Annotated in this window: 9 protein-coding genes; 3 read left to right on the top strand and 6 right to left on the bottom strand. The window is 62.3% G+C overall.

Annotation, left to right across the window (positions count from 1 at the left end):
- The 3 genes from THIMADRAFT_RS28130 to drmD form a co-directional block, all read right to left on the bottom strand.
- On the bottom strand, positions 1-590 hold a 590-nt coding region (locus THIMADRAFT_RS28130), incomplete at its 3' end, for a Fic/DOC family N-terminal domain-containing protein (RefSeq protein ID WP_007195515.1).
- Positions 590-4,675, bottom strand: a complete 4,086-nt coding sequence (locus THIMADRAFT_RS22880) for an Eco57I restriction-modification methylase domain-containing protein (protein ID WP_007195514.1) — start codon at positions 4,673-4,675, stop codon at positions 590-592. The genes THIMADRAFT_RS22880 and THIMADRAFT_RS28130, both read right to left, overlap by 1 nt.
- Complete coding sequence (drmD, locus tag THIMADRAFT_RS22875) at positions 4,672-7,845, bottom strand: DISARM system SNF2-like helicase DrmD (protein WP_007195513.1); 3,174 nt, start codon at positions 7,843-7,845, stop codon at positions 4,672-4,674. The genes THIMADRAFT_RS22880 and drmD overlap by 4 nt, the downstream gene beginning before the upstream one ends.
- 243 nt (positions 7,846-8,088) lie before the next feature.
- Here drmD and recD2 point away from each other — a divergent pair, with 243 nt between their 5' ends.
- The gene (recD2, locus tag THIMADRAFT_RS22870) at positions 8,089-10,272 is read left to right on the top strand and encodes an SF1B family DNA helicase RecD2 (RefSeq protein WP_007195512.1); all 2,184 of its coding nucleotides are present in this window, start codon (positions 8,089-8,091) and stop codon (positions 10,270-10,272) included.
- Between the two features lie 715 nt (positions 10,273-10,987).
- Here the strand turns inward: recD2 and THIMADRAFT_RS22865 are convergent.
- The 3 genes from THIMADRAFT_RS22865 to THIMADRAFT_RS22855 form a co-directional block, all read right to left on the bottom strand.
- On the bottom strand, positions 10,988-12,136 hold the full coding sequence (locus THIMADRAFT_RS22865; protein ID WP_007195511.1) for an IS91 family transposase: 1,149 nt from the start codon (positions 12,134-12,136) through the stop codon (positions 10,988-10,990).
- Positions 12,129-12,977, bottom strand: a complete 849-nt coding sequence (locus THIMADRAFT_RS22860; protein ID WP_007195510.1) for a tyrosine-type recombinase/integrase — start codon at positions 12,975-12,977, stop codon at positions 12,129-12,131. The genes THIMADRAFT_RS22865 and THIMADRAFT_RS22860 overlap by 8 nt, the downstream gene beginning before the upstream one ends.
- Before the next feature lie 232 nt (positions 12,978-13,209).
- Entirely contained in the window at positions 13,210-13,719 is a 510-nt protein-coding gene (locus THIMADRAFT_RS22855) for a transposase (RefSeq protein WP_007195509.1), read from the bottom strand.
- A gap of 415 nt (positions 13,720-14,134) precedes the next feature.
- Between THIMADRAFT_RS22855 and THIMADRAFT_RS22850 the strand changes: the two genes are divergently transcribed.
- Positions 14,135-15,892, top strand: a complete 1,758-nt coding sequence (locus THIMADRAFT_RS22850; RefSeq protein WP_040733928.1) for a metallophosphoesterase family protein — start codon at positions 14,135-14,137, stop codon at positions 15,890-15,892.
- Positions 15,889-18,168, top strand: a complete 2,280-nt coding sequence (locus THIMADRAFT_RS22845; protein WP_007195507.1) for an ATP-binding protein — start codon at positions 15,889-15,891, stop codon at positions 18,166-18,168. The genes THIMADRAFT_RS22850 and THIMADRAFT_RS22845 overlap by 4 nt, the downstream gene beginning before the upstream one ends.
- Positions 18,169-18,176 lie beyond the last annotated feature (8 nt).

The raw sequence follows: 18,176 nt of genomic DNA, 5'->3' as shown, positions 1-18,176 counted from the left end.
CAGCCGTAGAGGGTGTCGCGCGGGATGCCGGTTTGCGCGGCCAACTGCGGCACGCCGACGTTGTTGGGCGCCAGCAGCTTCGTCAGGATGCTGTCTTTCAGCTCACTCGAATAGGTCGTCATGTCGGCCGCCTTGTCATGCCTCGGGGCGCTTGCGCCGCGCCCTCCGGGGTCAGCCGGGAAGGAGCCCGTAGGGCGACTGAACGGCTGACCCCGGAGGGCGCAAAGCCCCGGGTCGGTGATGCCCCATCCTCCCACACATCCTCCCAAAGGGAGGCGACATCTATCCTGACACCTGGGGTTGGTGTGCGGATCGGTCGCCGGCCGATCGTCCGCCGCGGCCCGGTAGAGGGCATCGTTGGTGGTCAGGACGTTTTCGATCTCGGAGGACAGCCGCGCCTCCTGCAGAACGAGGCCGTCGACCAGCATCGCCTGGTTGGGGATCAGCTTCGCAAGACCCTTCAACTCCGCCAGTACTCGATGGGCGGCGATGGCCTGCTTCAGAATCCGCGGCGTCTCCAGGTCCACCGCGAGAGGCAGGGGTGGCAGATCATTGAAGGGGCGGTTGCGATCGAAGGGGGCGGCCGCCATCAGAAGAGTTCCGTCTGGACGGGTGTCCCCGGCTCGGCTCCTGCAGCTTTGGCCTTGCGGCCCCGCTTGGCGCCGGTCGGCTTCTTGGCGGTCTTGTCGTGCAACCCGGCGGCGACCTCTTCGGCGTAACGTTGGTGGTTCAGTTCGAGCAGGCGGTCGAGGACTTCGCGGCGAGCAGCCTCGGAAATGGTGAAGCGGATGCCCTGTTTGGTGTCGTGGAAGCCGTGACAGAGGTCAAGGTCTTGCCAGCCGTAGGCAGCAGATACAGATCGGTCCAATTCAACATGGAGCCTACGTAAGGCCGAAATATCGTCAGTGGAGATCAATGGGTCGTGCAATGCGTTATATATTGCAGTTAAACCTTGATTCCTTTGCAACATGTTTGATTTTCTATACGCATAGTACTTCGCGCCTGCATCATGTATTGTTTCAGTGCTCGCGGGAAAAGGGAATGTGGCGACACACGCAGACGGGGAATAGCTCAGGCCCGTACTACCCATAGTTGAAGAGTATTCAATCGCCCACGCCTCATGGATGCTCGATTGAAATATTGCAAACTCAATATTCCCTCCTGAATAGACTACTAATTTCTCATTAAATACCTGATTAACGGTTACAAATGTTAATGCATGTATCGGGCTTACCCGGGCTTTAACCAATACATTTTCTTTTTTTGTTATTGCTTTATAGACATTCTTCTGAAGCTCAGCAAACTGCCACCAATACTCCCGATAAGCCTTTCTATTTTTTAAGTCACGTTCAGGCTTTACTTTCTCAATTACAACTCTCAAACAGTCCGGGTAGTCTTCAGCAACTGGCCCCTCATATCCTTTGGGAGCAGTTGCAACAGATAATGGCCAATCCCAGAACTGGATTACATATCGCTTAGCTTCGCAACTAGGCGATGAGTTCAAATCTTCACCGCCTAGGAAAGGGTAGATGACATCTCGATTCCGCTTGTCCATATCTACCAACTGTTTCATTCCAGAGTCGTCGAGGATGAAGCCCTTGCCAAGTACGTAACTACCGACAAACGCTCTTTGCGCTGATTCGGCCAACCCATGAGGGATCCTCTGGTTGCTTATCGAATCACTCAATAGCGTGGAAATACCTCGAACATTTCTGCCATCAAGTATCAAATCACCTCGCCAAGGACCTTTGGAAATCCACACTTCAGCAATAACAACATTTGCAGTTCCCGGCCAAGCGACTGATGGTATCGCACGTATAGTCGTGCCACCCGCGTTCACCAACTGATCGAGTCCAACTTCCCGAGTATCGCCCTGAGCAATTGTGTTGGTTGCAATCAATCCAAAAAGTCCACGCTGCTTGGACAGAAGATCAAATGCCCTCAAGAAAAAATAGGCGCATAAGTCAGCCAAGCCGGTACATTCCCGGGCTGAAAAAGTTGTCAGATAACCTCGGTAGTCCAAACCAAGTGTGCCGGATATCTTCTTATTGCCAAGAAATGGTGGATTTCCTATGAAAGCATCAAATCCTCCTCGTGCAATGACCTCAGGAAAGACGAGCGACCAATGAAAGAACCGTCTGTTGGCGCGATACTGATCCGCAAAAGCCTGTAAATGATTAAGTCCCTTTGCCCAACAAGCCATCGTGAAATCGGCCGATACCTCACGTTCGGCGTTGTAGGTCTTGCCCTTAAGACCTTTCAGTTCGACAGCAATCAGCACGTCCGCCACAGCGCTGAGCTTGGCTACAATGTCCTCCGACTCGGCATACAGCGCCGCCTTAGCCGCAATCTGCTCCGGTGTATCCGATGCCATCGCCTCTAGCGCCTCGCGTTTCTTCTTCGCCTCCTCGATATGCCGCCACAGGTTGAGTGTGGCGAAAGCTTGTTGCCTGCCACCATCGGGCCGTAAACTAAAGTTCTCCAATTGCTCCAGGGAGGTGATGCCCAGCAACGAATCCCCGCACTTGAACGCATGATCAAGAAAGGTAAAGGGCCGGTTCTTGTCCATGGTGATGAGCCACAGCGAGAGCTTGGCCATCTCCACCGCCATCGGGTTGATGTCCACCCCATAGAGACAGCGGTCGGCCACCACGCGGCGGGCGATGGCGATGCGCTCGGCGGCATCCGTCGGGACCAAGCGCTCGCTCGGAGAGCCCTCGGAGAACTGGCCGTCCGGGCTGACGAGGATCTGGCCGGGATGTTGTCGTTCCGCGTTCTCCCAGGCTTCCACCAAGCGTTCGGCCAGATAGCGGCAGGCTTGCACCAGGAAGGCACCGGAGCCCATGGCCATGTCGCAGACCTTGAGCGCCAGGATCTCCTTGGGCGACTTGAGCCGCCACTGCTCCCGCGGCCAGCCCTCGGCGGGGCCTTCGTAGACCAACGGCTCCAGGGTGTGCTGGACGATGGGCTCGGTCAGCGAGGGCGGGGTGTAGTGGGTGCCGGTACTGCGGCGGTTGGTGCCCGCGGTGACATAAACGCTGCCGGGCAGCACCACGAACGGGCGCTCGAAGGAGTCATCGCGGATCAGGCCGGCGAAGGGTTGCAGGCGGGCGACCAGGGTCTCGTCCTGATCGCAGGCCAGGTGCAGCCGATGGGCGTCGAGCAGGCCGCCTTCGCCCAGCTCACGGCGCAGGGCCGCAACGGAGCGGCCGGTCTCGTCCTTGAGAAAGTCGATGAGCTTGTCTTCGCCCTTGGCCAGCCGGGACTCCAGCTCGGCCAGCGCGATCTCCGGTTCCTTCTTGCGCGTGCCCTTGATGCCGAGCACGGGCTCGGCGGCGCGCACCGCCGCATGGTCGAGCAGACCCTCGTAGACATGGCCGATCTGCTCCACGCCGAGCGCCCGGAAGGAGACGCGACGGGTCTCGTAAGCGCCCTGCCCCGCCCCACCGACCCGAGTGCGCAGCCGTTGCAGCGAGTTCAGCAGATGCAGCACGACGCGGTTGTTGATCGCCAGCGGGTCGGCGGCGGTATGGTGCCAGCGCGTGCCCGCGGCGCGTCCTTCGAGGAAAGGGTAGCGGTCGGGATCGAACAGCGAACCGCCATAGGCCGGCATCAGCAGATCCTGGTGCTGGAGACCGCCGTGCACGGCACGGAAGGTGGCGAGCAGCCGTACCCAGGCATCGGTGCGGCGTTCCAGCACCTCCTCCCCGGAACGGTCGGCGACCTCCTGCAACTGTTCCTGCAGGGTGGAGACGGCGTAGTTGTCGTCGTACAGCGGCTTGCCCAGATGGAGCAGCCCGCGCTCTTCGGCGGAGAAGAGGAAGACCAGCCGCATCATGATGGTCAGGGCGGCGTCGTATTGGTCGCCGGGGTCGACACCTTTGAGCAGCGTCCGGCCGCTGTCTTTGTCCAGTGCATCGAAGGACTGCACCAGCACCTCGACCGCCTCGCGCACCTGATAGCCGAGCTGGTCGGTGACCTCCTGCTGATCCTCGGCGCTCGCCTTGAGCAGGGCCGAAAGGGTGCTGTCCGCGGCAACCCCGAGCAGGCGTCGCACGCCGAGCAGGGAATGGAAGGCACGCAGCGTCAGGGGCTCGTCCAGCCAGAGGGCTGCGTACCAGGAGGCGTAGCCGGTGGTCTCGCCGCGCGGGGCATAGATCAGCATCCACTGCTCGCCGTTGGTGACCAGCCCCACAGGGACGTTGGCCCCGTGGAGCAATTCCATCATCCGGGTGGCGGGCGTGGCCTTCCAGTGCCTGCCGGTGACGGGGCGATCCAGGCCCTGTTCGGCGGGGTAGCTGGCGATGAGGAGCTGCGCCTGGCCGGCCGTGTCGCTGCCCGCGGAACCGAGGAGCGCGTAGTCCGGACGTAGGGTCTCGCCCAACTCGGGCATGTTGGCTTCCAGACCCGCGGGCAGGGTCTGGCCCTCCGCGAGCTGGCCAGCCGGATAGCCGAGTAGCTGGGTGATGACGTGCAGCACCCATGCGCGTTGCTGGCCGGGGGCGCTCGGGTGGTCCTGCCAAGTTTCGTAAGCGGCGCGCAGGGCCTTGGCCTGGACCGGGTCGCGCGGCTCCAGCCCCTGCGGGAAGGTGCGCAACAGCACCGGCAGGGAGACGAAGGGGCCGGAGACTTCAACCAGAGACAGCCATTCGGCGTGGTGGCGGGTGACGCTCATGGCCGACCTCCGGTGATGGCGAATACCGCCTTGCGCGGGATGAGCCAGGTGACGGCGACCGGAAAGAGGCGTGCACTGGGGTTCGCGAAGCGGGCGCGGATATGGTCGGATTCGCGCTGGATCTCGTCCGGGATCTCTTTGAGACGGCGGCGCAGCGCTGCCAGATCGCGCTCGCGCTGCTGCTGGCCGGGCTCGTCGCCGCCCAGATCGAGCAGGAGCTGGGGGCCGTCCTTGCGGTCCAGCTCGGCCTGGATGGCGCGGTGCAGCTCGGTCATCACGGCCTTGAGCTTGTTCGCTTCCTTCTCGGCCAGATCGTCGAGGTTCTTTTCCAGGTTCTTGGTGCGCTCGACCCGGCGAGCTTCCAGCGCGGCCAGCAGGGCGTCGCGGTGTTTGGGCCAAAGGGACTGGAAGCGTTCCTCGATGGCCGGCGGCGCGGGGATATCGGTCGCTGCGGCGAGCGCAGCCTTGGTGTCACCCACGTTGAGACGGCTCAAGCGCCCTTCGATGAGGGTGCCGCCGGCATGGATGATCTCCTCGTGCAACCTGTGGTTGTCGCCGCCCAGCACGATGATACGCCCGTGTGCGATGACCACGGGGTGAGTCAGCGCCGAGTCGTCCACCACGCAGGCCGAGACGCGGGACAGGCGCTTGGCACGTGCGTCCCCTCCCAAAGACCAAATCTCGGCACGCAGCAGACGCAGACACATCTGGACCAGACGGTGGTTGAGATGCGCCAGGACGACATCGTCGCGGCCCGTGGCCAGTGCGGCGTCGAAAACAATGGGGCGCATCTTCTTGGTGTGCGGGTGTGCGAGCCCGTCGGCGCACTGCGCCCAACTGTTGGCGAGCGCCGGTAGCCGGAAGACCGGGCAGGTCTTGCGCAGACCGGTGGGGTCGGGCCAGAGGCCGGGGACTTCGGCCGGGATCAGGGCGGGTTGACCGGCCAGGTCCAGGCCGACGCGAACCACGTTCTCGATGTGCTCGGGGGTGAGGTTCAGCTCGTGCTGGGTGTCGTGGAGCTGGGCGGCGAGCTTTTCCAGTTGCTCGCGCAGCTTGCGCTCGAACTTGAGCATGCGGCGCACCGGCTCGGCCTCCTGCTCGGCCCGCGAGGTGTCGAGATGGAGACGACGGCCGAGCATGGCCTCTTCGACCTGGCGCGCGATCACGGGGCCGACCTTGCCGAGATCCTCGCGAATCGTCTCGACCTTGAGCGCCGCGCGCATCAGGAATTCGAGATCATCTTCCAGCTCCGCGGGCTTGTCCGAGATCTGCGCGGTCTCGAAGCCGCGGCCGACGAAGTGGTGGATCTGCACCTCGGCGGCCTTCTGGCCGTGCCGATCCACCCGGCCGTTGCGTTGCTCCATGCGGTTGGGATTCCAGGGGATCTCGAAGTGGATCAGCCGCGAGCAGTGGTTCTGCAGATTGACACCCTCGGAGGCGGCATCGGTGGCGAGCAGGATGCGCACGGCCGATTCCTTCGGGTGGGCCTGGAAGGCGGCCTTGATCGGTTCGCGCCGATCGTTGGGCATACCGCCGAAGATCATCTCCAGCCGACCCTCTTCCGCAAAGCCTTCGCGGGCCAGCAGGTCATACAACCAGTTCTGGGTGGCGCGATACTCGGTGAAGATGATGACGCGCGCTTGGTTCCACTGGCCGCCGGGGCGCAGGGTCTGCTTCAGCCAATCGATCAGGGTCCGGGCCTTGCTGTCGGGGCGCAGACTGGTTTTGGCGGCGTAGGCGCTGAGCTGTCGCAGCAGTGCCTGTTCTTCGGCGGAGATCGGCGAGAGGGCCTGACTGACGGAACCGACAACCTCGCCGGTTTCCAGCTCGTACGCCTCGTCGTCGGCGTAATCGTCGGAGAAATCCTCGATGTCGCGGGCGACCGCGGCCGTGCTGGCGGCTGCTCGGCGGCCGACGCTGGCGATGTGCTTTTCCAGCGTGATCCCGAAGGCGGCGGGCGAGGAGAAGAGGCGCTTCTTGAGCAGCTTGAGGACGAACTCGGCGGCCATGCGCTCGCCGTCGGAGGTGGCCTGTTTGAGACGCAGCGCGGAATAGGTCTGCAAGGCGCGGTGGGCTTGGCGTTCCTCCTCGGTGTAGGGCACCTCCAGGTGTTTGACGACCCGTTCGGCAAAGCGCCGGCTGCCGTCCCAGCGCAGTTTCAGCTCCGACTTCATCCGCCGGACCATGACGGCATCCAATTGATTGCGGTCGGGTGTGACGGCACGGGCGAACCGCTGGCTGTCGAGCAGCTCCAGCAGGGCGGCAAAGCTCTCGCTGTAACCGTTGTGCGGCGTGGCGGAGAGGAACAGCTTGTGCTCGAAATGCGGGGCCAGCAGGCGAATGGCCAGGGTGCGCATCGAGTCGGTGGCGTATTTACCGCGCCCGGAGGGAGCCACGTTGTGGGCCTCGTCGACGATCAGCAGATCATAGGCCCGCGGGTAAGCGGACTGCTCGCCTGCCGGCAGGGTCTCGCGGAAGGCGCGCAGGGGGCGCTCGCGTTTGAGGTAGTCGATGGAGGTGATCAGGCGCGGAAAGTGGGACCAGGGGTTGACGTGGATGCCGCGCTTGCGGCGGAGCTGGCCGATGCTCTCGCTGTCGACGATGCGGAACTCCAAGCCGAACTTGTCGCGCATCTCCTCTTGCCACTGCACTTGCAGCGAGGACGGGCAGACGATCAGCACCGAGCGGACGCGGTGGCGAAGGATCATCTCCTGGACCACCAGGCCGGCCTCGATGGTCTTGCCGAGCCCGACGTCGTCGGCGATCAGCAGGTTGACCCGCGGCATGGATAAGGCGCGCACGACCGGATCGAGCTGGTACTCGTCCACCTCGATACCGCTGCGAAAAGGGGATTGCAGGGCCTTGTCGTCGGCCTGCGAGACCGCGCCCCAGCGCACGGCGTCGAGAAACGCCTGGAGGCGCTTGGGGTGATCGAAGGTGTCGGGATCGGGGAGCGTGGATTTCTCGTGCACCGCGGTCCCCGGCTCCAGCTCCCAGATGACCTGAAGCTCCTCGCCGAGACCGTCGTCCTCGACCGAAGACAGTCGAATCAGGTTCGTGCGCCTGACGGTGTCGCCGCCGATGCCGGGCGCGGCGGGGACGATCTCGGTGACAACAAAAGGTCGCTTGCGGACGATGGCGAGCTGACCGACGACGGGTACCGGCAACATTGTCTCTCCCTTTGCCAAGTACATGGCGCGTTTTCCATTAACATACCATCAAGTTTAAATCAGAACGAATGCGCAGGTCCTTGGCCATTCGCCGATCTCGGCCTATGCTGCGCCCTCCTCCACTTCAATCGGCATTGTCGAATGAGGGTATCCCGATCCGGCCCGGATCCGGTATCGAGAAAACCATCGGCATCGTGCGGGACACACCGACACCGCCCCCAGTCAAAACAGGTCCGCAGCATCGTGACCGCGCCGTTGTCGACAGGCACCCCGACCGAACCGCTCAGCGGCGCCGTCGAGCGCGTCACCTACCACAGCCCCGAGAGCGGCTTCTGCGTGCTGCGGGTGCAGGTGCGCGGTCAGCGGGACCTGGTCACCCTCATCGGCTCCGCCGCCAGCGTCTCGCCCGGCGAGCATCTCGAAGCCGAGGGGCATTGGGTCAACGATCGGCAGCACGGTTTGCAGTACAAGGCCACCAGCTTGCGGATCGTCCCGCCGCGCAGCCTGGAGGGGATCGAGCGTTATCTCGGCTCGGGGATGGTCAAGGGCATCGGACCGCACTTCGCCCGCACCCTGGTTGCGGCCTTCGGCGAGGACGTCTTCACCGTCATCGAGGAGACCCCGGAGCGGTTGCTCGCATTGCCGGGGATCGGTCCGAAGCGCCAACAGCGGGTGACCTCGGCCTGGGCCGAGCAGAAGGTGATCCGCGAGATCATGGTGTTTCTGCAGTCCCACGGGGTCGGCACGGCGCGCGCAGTGCGCATCTACAAGACCTACGGGGACGCCGCGGTCGAGAAGGTCCGCGAGAATCCCTATCGCCTGGCCTTGGACATCTGGGGCATCGGCTTCAAGACCGCGGATGCGATCGCGGAGCGCCTCGGGATCGCGCGCGATGCGCCGATCCGGGCGCAGGCGGGGGTGCGGCATGTGCTCCAGGAGCGCTCCACCGAAGGCCACTGCGCCGCTTGGCGGGATGAGCTGAGCACGCAGGCCACGCGTCTCTTGGAGATCCCCGCCCCGATCATCGCGGCGGCGATCGACAGCGAGCTGGCCGAGGAACGCCTGGTCGCCGAGACGATCGCCGAGCGCCCTGCCCTCTTCCTCGCGCCCCTGCAGCGCGCCGAGCGCGGGGTCGCCGGTCATCTGCGCCGGCTTGCGCAGGATCCGCCGCCCTGGGCTCGGATCGACGCCGAGAAGGCGCTGCCGTGGGTGGAGACACGCACCGGACAGGTGCTCTCGGCCTCGCAGCGGTCCGCGGTCGCAACGGTGCTCGAGGCCAAGGTCGCCATCATTACGGGCGGTCCGGGCGTGGGCAAGACCACGGTGGTCAACAGCCTGTTGCGGATCCTCGCGGCGAAGGGTGTGGAGGTTTTGCTCTGCGCGCCGACCGGGCGCGCGGCCAAGCGGCTCTCCGAGTCGACCGGCCGGGAGGCCAAGACCATCCACCGGCTGCTCGAATTCGACCCGCAGGCGATGGGCTTCAAGCGCGATGCCGAGCATCCGCTGGAGGCCGATCTTGTGGTGGTCGACGAGACCTCGATGGTCGACATCGTGCTGATGAACCAGTTGCTGCGTGCCGTGCCGAGCTTTGCGGCGCTGCTCCTGGTCGGGGATGTCGATCAGCTCCCTTCGGTCGGGCCCGGCGCGGTGCTCGCCGACCTGATCTCGGCCGGCACGCTGCCGACCCTGCGTCTGACCGAGATCTTTCGCCAGGCCGCCGCCTCGCGGATCATCGTCAACGCGCACCGCATCAACGCCGGACAGCTGCCCGAACCGGCGGCTCCGGACGGTCCGGACACCGACTTTCATCTGATCCGGGTCGACACCCCGGAGGCGATTCACGAGCGGCTCCTGCGGGTGGTGACCGAGCGCATCCCGGCGCGCTTCGGCCTGGATCCGGTGCGCGACATCCAGGTGCTGACCCCGATGAACCGCGGCGGTCTCGGGGCGCGGGCGCTCAACGTCGCCTTGCAGGCCGCGCTGAACCCGGAAGCCCAGCCGCGCATCGAGCGCTTCGGCTGGACCTACGCCCCGGGCGACAAGGTCATCCAGCTGGTGAACGACTACGACAAGGAGGTCTTCAACGGCGACATCGGACGGATCCGCACGATCGATCTGGAAGAAGGGCTCCTGACCATCGACTTCGACGGGCGCCCCGTTGCCTACGAGACCGGCGAGCTCGATGCCCTCGCACTTGCCTACGCCACCAGCGTGCACAAGGCCCAGGGCTCGGAGTACCCAGCCGTGGTCATCCCGCTGGCGACCCAGCATTACACCCTGCTGCAGCGCAACCTGCTCTACACCGCGGTGACCCGCGGCAAGCACTTGGTTGTCTTGATCGCCCAGCCCAAGGCGCTCGCCATGGCGGTCAAACAGACCGGCGCCGGGCGGTTGACGCGGTTGCGGGAGCGGTTGGCGGAGGGGTGAAGAGGTTGACCAGATCGAGGAACCCCGAGATGCGATCACCTGTGCGTCTCCTGGACGATCGAGCGATCAGGCGCGACGATCCGGTCCAGGACTGCGGGGCAGCTGCATTCGGCAAAAACCTTACGCCCGGCCAATACGCTCCAAGGGCAGGAAGACGCGCGTCGCGGACACTGGCGGTCACGTTCAGGGTAGGCCCGTTATGACCCAAAGCAGTCGTTGCCATACGTCTTCGGGTTCGCGGCTCTCCTCCGCCCCCCAATGTCCCCCGAATTTGGATCAGCGGACCGAACGCGGGGCGACCGGGTCACGCGGCTGGTGAAACCCGTGTGCGCCCACTAACTGAGAAATAGTACATAACGAATAAGCATTTATCCGTCGTGCGCGTGGCAGTGATCCCTGATGTTGGGAAGACGCGCGTCGCGCACGGCGGATAAATGTGCGTTGGACTGATCCGATCCCGGTACGACGGCGAGGGATGCGCGCCTCACCCTATAGATAGGAAATTGTATCGGCTAGGCCCAGGGTGCTGTCGCCGCGCGCTGCCTCCCGGCCCCGACGCCTGGCCCTGTGCGATCGTCGGCAGGTTCCGAAGAGGGATCCGATCAGGCTCTGCAGCCGCGCTCCAAGGGAGAGTTTAGGCGATTTTCCACCGCCGGGACGAGCGCGATCGCAGGCCGCATGCGGCCTGTCCGCAATCCAATGGATGACGATCAACTCAAAGCGTGCGTAGGGGCGTTCGTCCTCCTTCTGCATGCTCCGTCGGGGCGAGGTGCGCGCGCACCTGCAGCTTCCCGGTTCTGCACTTGGGGCAGGGATAGCCGTCGAACCGCGCCGCCGGCGTTTCCGGCACGCAGGCCTCGGGCGGCGGTGCGCTCAGCGCCGTGCGGATCGCGGCCAAGCGCCGCGCCCGACAGCGGTTGGCCAGAAAGCCGAAGTGGCGCACCCGCATGAACCCTTTCGGCAGGACATGCAGCAGAAAGCGACGGAGCAACTCCTCCGCGGTGAGGGTCATCACCTTGCGCCGATCGCCGTCGCGGTAGTCCTTATAGCTCAGCTGCACCGACGCCCCGTGGAAGTCCAACAGACGGCGGTCCGACAGCGCGATGCGATGGCTGTAGCGCCCCAGATAATCGACCACGGTGTCGGTCCGCGCCAGGCAGGGCTTGGAATAGACCACCCAATCGGTCGCCATCAGGGTCTCGAGGATCCGATCCACCTGCGCATCGTCTTGGATCCGGGAGAGCTTGCCGTCCTCGCGAGCGCGGCGTAGACGCCCGACAAAGCCGCCGCGGAAATGCCGGGAGAGGGCTCGGACCGGGAACAGATAGGTGCTCTTGGCCGGATGCCAGGTGCCGTCGCTGCCGAGTGCCCCGCCCGGCACCAGACAATGCAGGTGGACATGGCGCACCAGGGTCTGGCCCCAGGTGTGCAGCATCGCCGTCATCCCCAGTTGACCGTCCAGGCGCTTGGGGTCCGCGCCGAAGGTCGAGAGGGTCGCCCATGCCGTCTCGAACAGCAGACCATAGATCACCTCCGGATGGATCTCCACCCAACCGTTGAGGGACGCGGGCAGGGTGAAGACCAGGTGGTGATACGTCACCGGCAACACCGCCGCGCGCTGGCGGTCGCACCACGCCGCGGAGGCCCGCTGCTGACAGCGCGGGCAATGCCGGTCGCGGCAGGCGTGATAGAGCAGCGGGCGATCCCCGCAGCCGTCGCATTCCAGCGCAAAGCCGCCCAAGGCGGCGGTGCGGCAGTCCCGAAGGTGATGGCAGACCTGCCACTGGCGGGGGCTCAAGGGATGGTCGGCGGCATAATCGGCGAGACAGGCGTGAATGATCGCCTGCAGGGAGGCCTCAGCCATGGCTCACCTCCAACCGGGCGATGAGATCCAACGGGCCGTCGCCGTCCCCGGCCCCGGGCACCCAATGGACATAGCGCAGCGTGGTCTGGATGCTGCGATGCCCCATCAGGCGCTGCAGCCGCTCGACCTGCAGTCCGGCCGCCAGTTGATGGGTGGCGTAGGCATGGCGCAGCGCATGGATGCCGCCGTCCTTGGTGACCCCGGCCTGGTGCTTGGCCCGGGTATAGGCCTTCTGCAGGACGGTCGGCGAGAGCGGGCCGCCGGTGCGCCCGGCGAACAGCCAATCCTCGGGGCGGTACAGGCGCCAGTAGGCGCGCAGCGCCTCCAGCAAGGTCGGGGAGAGCGGGACCAGCCGGTCCTTGGCCCCTTTGCCCTGCTCGATGCGCAGGAGCCGACGTTCACCGTCGATGTCGCTCACCCGCAGCGCCAACACCTCGCTCAGACGCAGTCCGCAGCCGTAGCACACGGTGAGCATGGCCCGATACCGGGGATTGGCGCACGCGCCCAAGATCGCGGCGACCTCCGCGCGGGTCAGCAACCCCGGAATACGCTGGGGGCGCTTGGGCAGGGCTACATCGAGGTCGACCGCGGGCCAGGCGAGCACCTGGATATAGAGGAAGCGGATGCCGTTGTAGGACAGGCGCACGCTCGCCGGGGCGAGCCTGCGCTCGATGACCAGGTGCTCGAAATAGCCCTGGAGATCGGCCCGCCCGAGCGTGTCGGGGGAACGGTGGGTGAATCTGGCGAGATCCCGCACCGCGGCGAGATAACTGGCGTGGGTCCGCGGGGAGAAGCCACGCATCTGCATGGCGGCGATCATGCGTTGGCGTAAGGGCGTCATCGTCCGATCCTCGGGTTACGACCCGGATTGGGTCGCCTTCGAGTGTGGACGACGGGGACATGCAGGCGGGGAACGGGGCCGCCATGCGCGCCCGTTTACTGCCGCGTCATTCGGACTTCAACTGCCGCCGCGAATGGACTCCAATAAGCCCCGCGGAGCGGATTAGTTCAACCTCCTTTATGTCCCATTGACAGCACAGGCGAGGAACCGTATCAAGACCAGCACACCTCGACTAGCATTTGTGTCTTACGCGGCTAGTACCTCCTTCCTCCTTAAGCTGCGGATTTAAGCGTTTGAGCTTGATGCGTGGATTGTCGGTCGTGAACTGCCAGTCGACAACGGCCGCGGAAGCATTGCGGCGATCCGCCCAGGCCTTGGCCTCGCTGCGCAGGGTGTCGATGTCGTCGATGCGCCGATCGAGACACTGCTTGGTGAAGACGCCCAGTTCGATCTCGGCGATGTCGAGCCAGCTGCTGTGTTTGGGGGTGTAGTGAATCTCCAAGCGGTCCAAGTGTCGACGCGCCTCCTGCGGCGCAAAGGCTTTGTACAGCGACGCCGGTACATGGGTGTTGAGATTGTCCCAAACCAGAACGACCTTTTCAGCCTTGCGATAATCGACGTCCAGCAGCTCCTTGATCTCATGCGCGAGATCAAGCGCGGTGTTGGTGGCGCGGACGTTGACCTTGCGCCAGCCGGCCAAGGGCTCTTGATAACCAACCTTAAGAAATACGCCTACGATCATGCTTACGCAAGATTAGGCGGAAAGAGCTACTAGTTGGCCGCCTATCCCGCCAACTATGCCATGGATGAGTGCCCAACTTATCGACAGCGACCGAAACTCTTGCTCAAGTCTTCCTTCGGCTCCAAGATAGAAGGATCGTTCGTCCGCCGAACTCTAAAGAAAGGACAGTGATGGCGAATGTTTTTATAGGAAATCTCCGGACCGGCCGCAGACGTGTCGGTACTGACTGCGGCGAATTCATCGATGCTGGATTTATAGCCCACTGCATGCCACATCCATCCACTATCGCCTCCTGTCGAGGCACTACCCGCACGATTCTTCCGCCAGCCGGCAGTAGAAAATGCGACGCTAAAGTGCCGCGAAATACCTCGCTGGAAGGTGGTTGCTAGAAATGCGTCCGGTTACTTGGCTCCACATGTCTGACTTCCATTTGCACGACAGCCGGGCTTGGGCGCAGGACATTGTGCTTTCGGCAATGTGCGCTGATATCGAGCGACGCCGGGCAGATGCTGGCGTGATCGATTTCGTGCTTGCAACCGGCGACCTCGCCTATGCTGGCAAGGCGGATGAATACGCTCTCGCCGCTGCTTTCTTTGAGGAAGTGACGAGGGTGGCGGGCGTAGCCCGTGAGCGAATTTTCTGCATTCCCGGCAACCATGATGTGGAACGAGATCGGCAAAGGACGTGCTTCTCCGGTGCGCGTTACGTCCTTCAGAGTCAGAATGACATTGACTCATTTCTGGGATCACCTGAGGAACTAGAAACGTTGCTGCAACGGCAGGCAAACTTCCGCCGGTTCCAGGAGACCTACTTTTCGCGACAGGAGAAGAAATGGACCCATGACGGACTTGGCTACGTCTCGGCTATCGTTGTGGAAGACATCAGCATCGCAATCGTCGGGATCAACACCGCTTGGCTCTCGGAAGGCGGCTCGTCCGACCACGGCAAGCTCCTGGCGGGGGAACGTCAAGTGATCGACGCGCTTAGCATCGCGGGCGAAGCCGATGCCAATCTCGTCATTGCGATGGGACATCATCCGTTTCATCTTCTAAACGAGTTCGACCGTCGTCCGGTCCAGCGCCGCATAGAGGAAGTGTGTCATTTTTACCACTGCGGCCACCTTCACGACCCTGAGTCGCACCATGTCGTGCATTCCGGTACACATTGCCTGACAATTGCCGCAGGATCGTCTTTTGAATCCCGGCATGCACATAACGCCTATAGCATAATTAGCCTAGACGTGATGCAAGCGCGACAGACTGTCAAAACGATACAATACAAGCCGACCGACGGCGCATTTTCGTACGAGAACAATAAGCAGTCAACGTTCGTCATTAATGCAGTCCGGCCGTACTCGCTCGATGAACTCGCCCGTGCGATCGCTAAATTCTGCACGCCGCTTGCGTCGCTCGCGCACTACCTCTCCGCCTTGTTAATAGAAGCGCAGGCCGAGATGCCTATTGCCGTGGGGAACGGCCATGTCTTCGGGACCCTCGACTTTCTCCTCGGTCAGGCTCACGGCGATTTGAAGGCCGCAACTGTGGCATTCATGGCGATCCGGAATCCGCTCAGGTTATTTGGTGGGCAAATGATATTGGACGATTTTTTCGCCCGCTATGGCGCAGCTGTTGAGCGGTACGGGATTCTGCTGAACGAACTCTGCACAACCGATCCTGGCTTGCGCCAGAAACTGGGCGAGCGCGAAGCTGAGATGCGTGTGCTTGCAGGGGTTGAGCCTCTTCAGCCGTTTGCTCACTCGCTTGCGCTATTGCAAGACTTGGCCACCTATCAAGACTGGGAGTCGCTCCGCGCCCAGGCAGAACGTCTTCTCGATTCGCCTGAAAGGACAGTGGCGATTGAGGCACAGCGGATGCTGGCGCTGTGCCTCCGCCAATCGACCGAGGCTACTGAAAAATTCCGGGCAATCGAGTTATACAACGAGATCACCGCCGATGAGTTGGCGGCTGCTGCCGACTTCGCGGCACTGGCTTCCTTGCAGGCAGACGCGGAGGACCATGAGGCGGCCAAGAAAGCTGTGCTGACTGGCATGAACCGGTTTCCGGAAGCTGTGGAAGGGTTTGCAGCTGTTGGTCAGAAAATTGTTGAGGCTACGGGCGACCGAGCCTTTCGGGATAAGTTAAGTGCCAAGCGGGCGGAAAGGAGGACGGCGTGACCGGCGGATCCTCATTTAAGGTAGGAATCGAGTTCGAGAGTGTTCTGCGGGCGATCTCGAAGCAAATCTATGAAACGCCTATGGCGTTTATACGGGAAAATGTTCAGAACGCGGTAGATGCAATCCGCATCCAGGCGCTCCGCGAAGATGTAGATCCCCGCGACAACCGTTACCGCATAGATGTTACCGTCGACGATCGAAAGCTCATCGTGTGCGACAACGGGATTGGCATGTCGGAAACAGACCTTCAGAACTTTTTCTGGACCATCGGAGCAAGTGGAAAGCGCACCGGAGAAGCGGTGCAGGCCGGTTGCGTAGGCATGTTCGGTATCGGCGGTTTTGCCAATTTTGGTGTCTGCGACAGGTTAGAGGTCATCTCACAGGTTCAGGAAGCAGAGCACGGCACATACACGAGCCTTTCGCAGGATGATATCAAGGCTGCCGGAATCGCTATTCCCTCTGTCACAGTGCGTCCTAGTGACGAGGCAGCGCCACGGGGCACGATTGTGGTCGGGCACTTGCGCGAGCCGCCGGACGTGGAGCAACTCCAGCGTTATCTGAAAGACTTTGTCCGCTTCGTGCCGATTATGATCGCCTTCAACGGTAAGAAGATTTCGCAAACTTGTTTGTCGGACCTGGATGATCGTGAAAACCTTATGGAGATTGGAGTAGGCATAAAGACGTGGCGCGAGGGGAATCTCACAATTACAGGCCGATTATTCGAGGACCGGGGACATACTCTAATTGCCGGAATTCACGGCCTAGCCATTGGCGATGAGGCAATCAATCTCACAGGGCAAATCCGGTTTGAGAACGGAGCGATTGACGTATTCAAGCGAGGCTTTAAGCTTTGCGCCACCCAGATAGGAACAACCATCGGTGTTTCCGGCCGCTTGGACGGCGATCGCTTTGTGCCGACAGCCGGACGCGACTCGTTGGACGGGACGACGACAAGCCTGCTCGGACAAATTTTAGCCTTGTTGGAGCGGGTGGCTGTTGATGCCGTGCTCGACTCGCCCGAACGGATTGCGCAGCACACGCGGATTTTTCGGTATGTAGTGAAGCGCGGGATGATAGGAAAGCTCGATAATGTCCGCGTACGCTTGGCCGATGCGACGGAAATCGCACTTGAAAGCATCAAGCGCCGCGCGACGCAGGGGGGCGTCGGCGTCTATTTCGGGACAACGCAGAAGCAGGCCCTCAACCAGATCATGCAGGCGCAGGGGCATATTGTCGTCCTGCTGTCATCAGATCAGCACCGGCGCAATGCCGAAAAGAGTTACCTACAACAGTTTTGTGGTGCCAAGCCATTCGACGGCATCATCGATTGTATTGAGCACTATGAGAGGCTGACGCGCTTCGAACGTGTGTTCCTGAGCGAATTGGAGATGACGATTGCAAAGTCATACGAGGTGCACAATTTCCGCCTCGTCTCCGGCAAACTGACGGAGGACATTCCGGTCTTCGTCAAGGAGCATGGCGGCGGCCAAGCGATTGACATCTTCGTCGATGTGCGCCACCAGGAGATTGCCAAATTGGAGGACCTCGGGTTCAGCCAACTACTGTACTCGCTGATCGCTTCATTCTGCCGGGAATATCTTGGCCCTTCACTGAAGAAATGGAGTCCACGCTTCTTCGGCGACGGTGCGCTTAATCTTGAAATGCTCGCCAAGCGGCGTTCCGAACTCTGGATACTTTTGAAGGATGATATCGGAACCGTACGGAAGGGAGGGAGGCGGCAAGTCGTGACCCGCTCGGACGTACAGGTAATCAATGTTGGGGGTGGCGGCGCACAGGTTCAAGCTGACGCCCAGCCCGAAAGAAAGAATCCCCGCATCCTTCAAATCATAGATGAGACAGGTCAGACGGGCCGGGCCGGATTCTATATCCGGCTGCCTGAGTCGGCATACAAGGCTTATGGAGACATCCTTCCGGAGTGTGAAAGCCGCGGCATCGTTTGGGCCGGTAACAAGATTCTATACGTGGCGTCGGACACAGTGAGCGCCTCGTTCCAGTATGAAATCCGCTTGGACGAGATCGTGACCACCACGGTTGAAGGCGCACCGCGCGCAGAGGGCGCACAGCCTTTCGACCGACCATTGCAGGAGATGTATGGCGGCCTTTATTTTCCGATCCCGGAACAGCTAGAGCCATATCTGGTGCCGAAGGGTAACGTTGAACTCAGGCTCGAACTTCATTGCGACTGGATAGATATGCGCACGGCAAAGCACTGGATGCCGAAGGAGAGCGACAGCACTGACATCGGTCCTCGGTGATGCACCTT

Source organism: Thiocapsa marina 5811 (assembly GCF_000223985.1).
GTDB lineage: Bacteria > Pseudomonadota > Gammaproteobacteria > Chromatiales > Chromatiaceae > Thiocapsa > Thiocapsa marina.
Note: the sequence above shows the minus strand (reverse complement) of the source record. Positions and strands in the feature narration are given on the sequence as shown.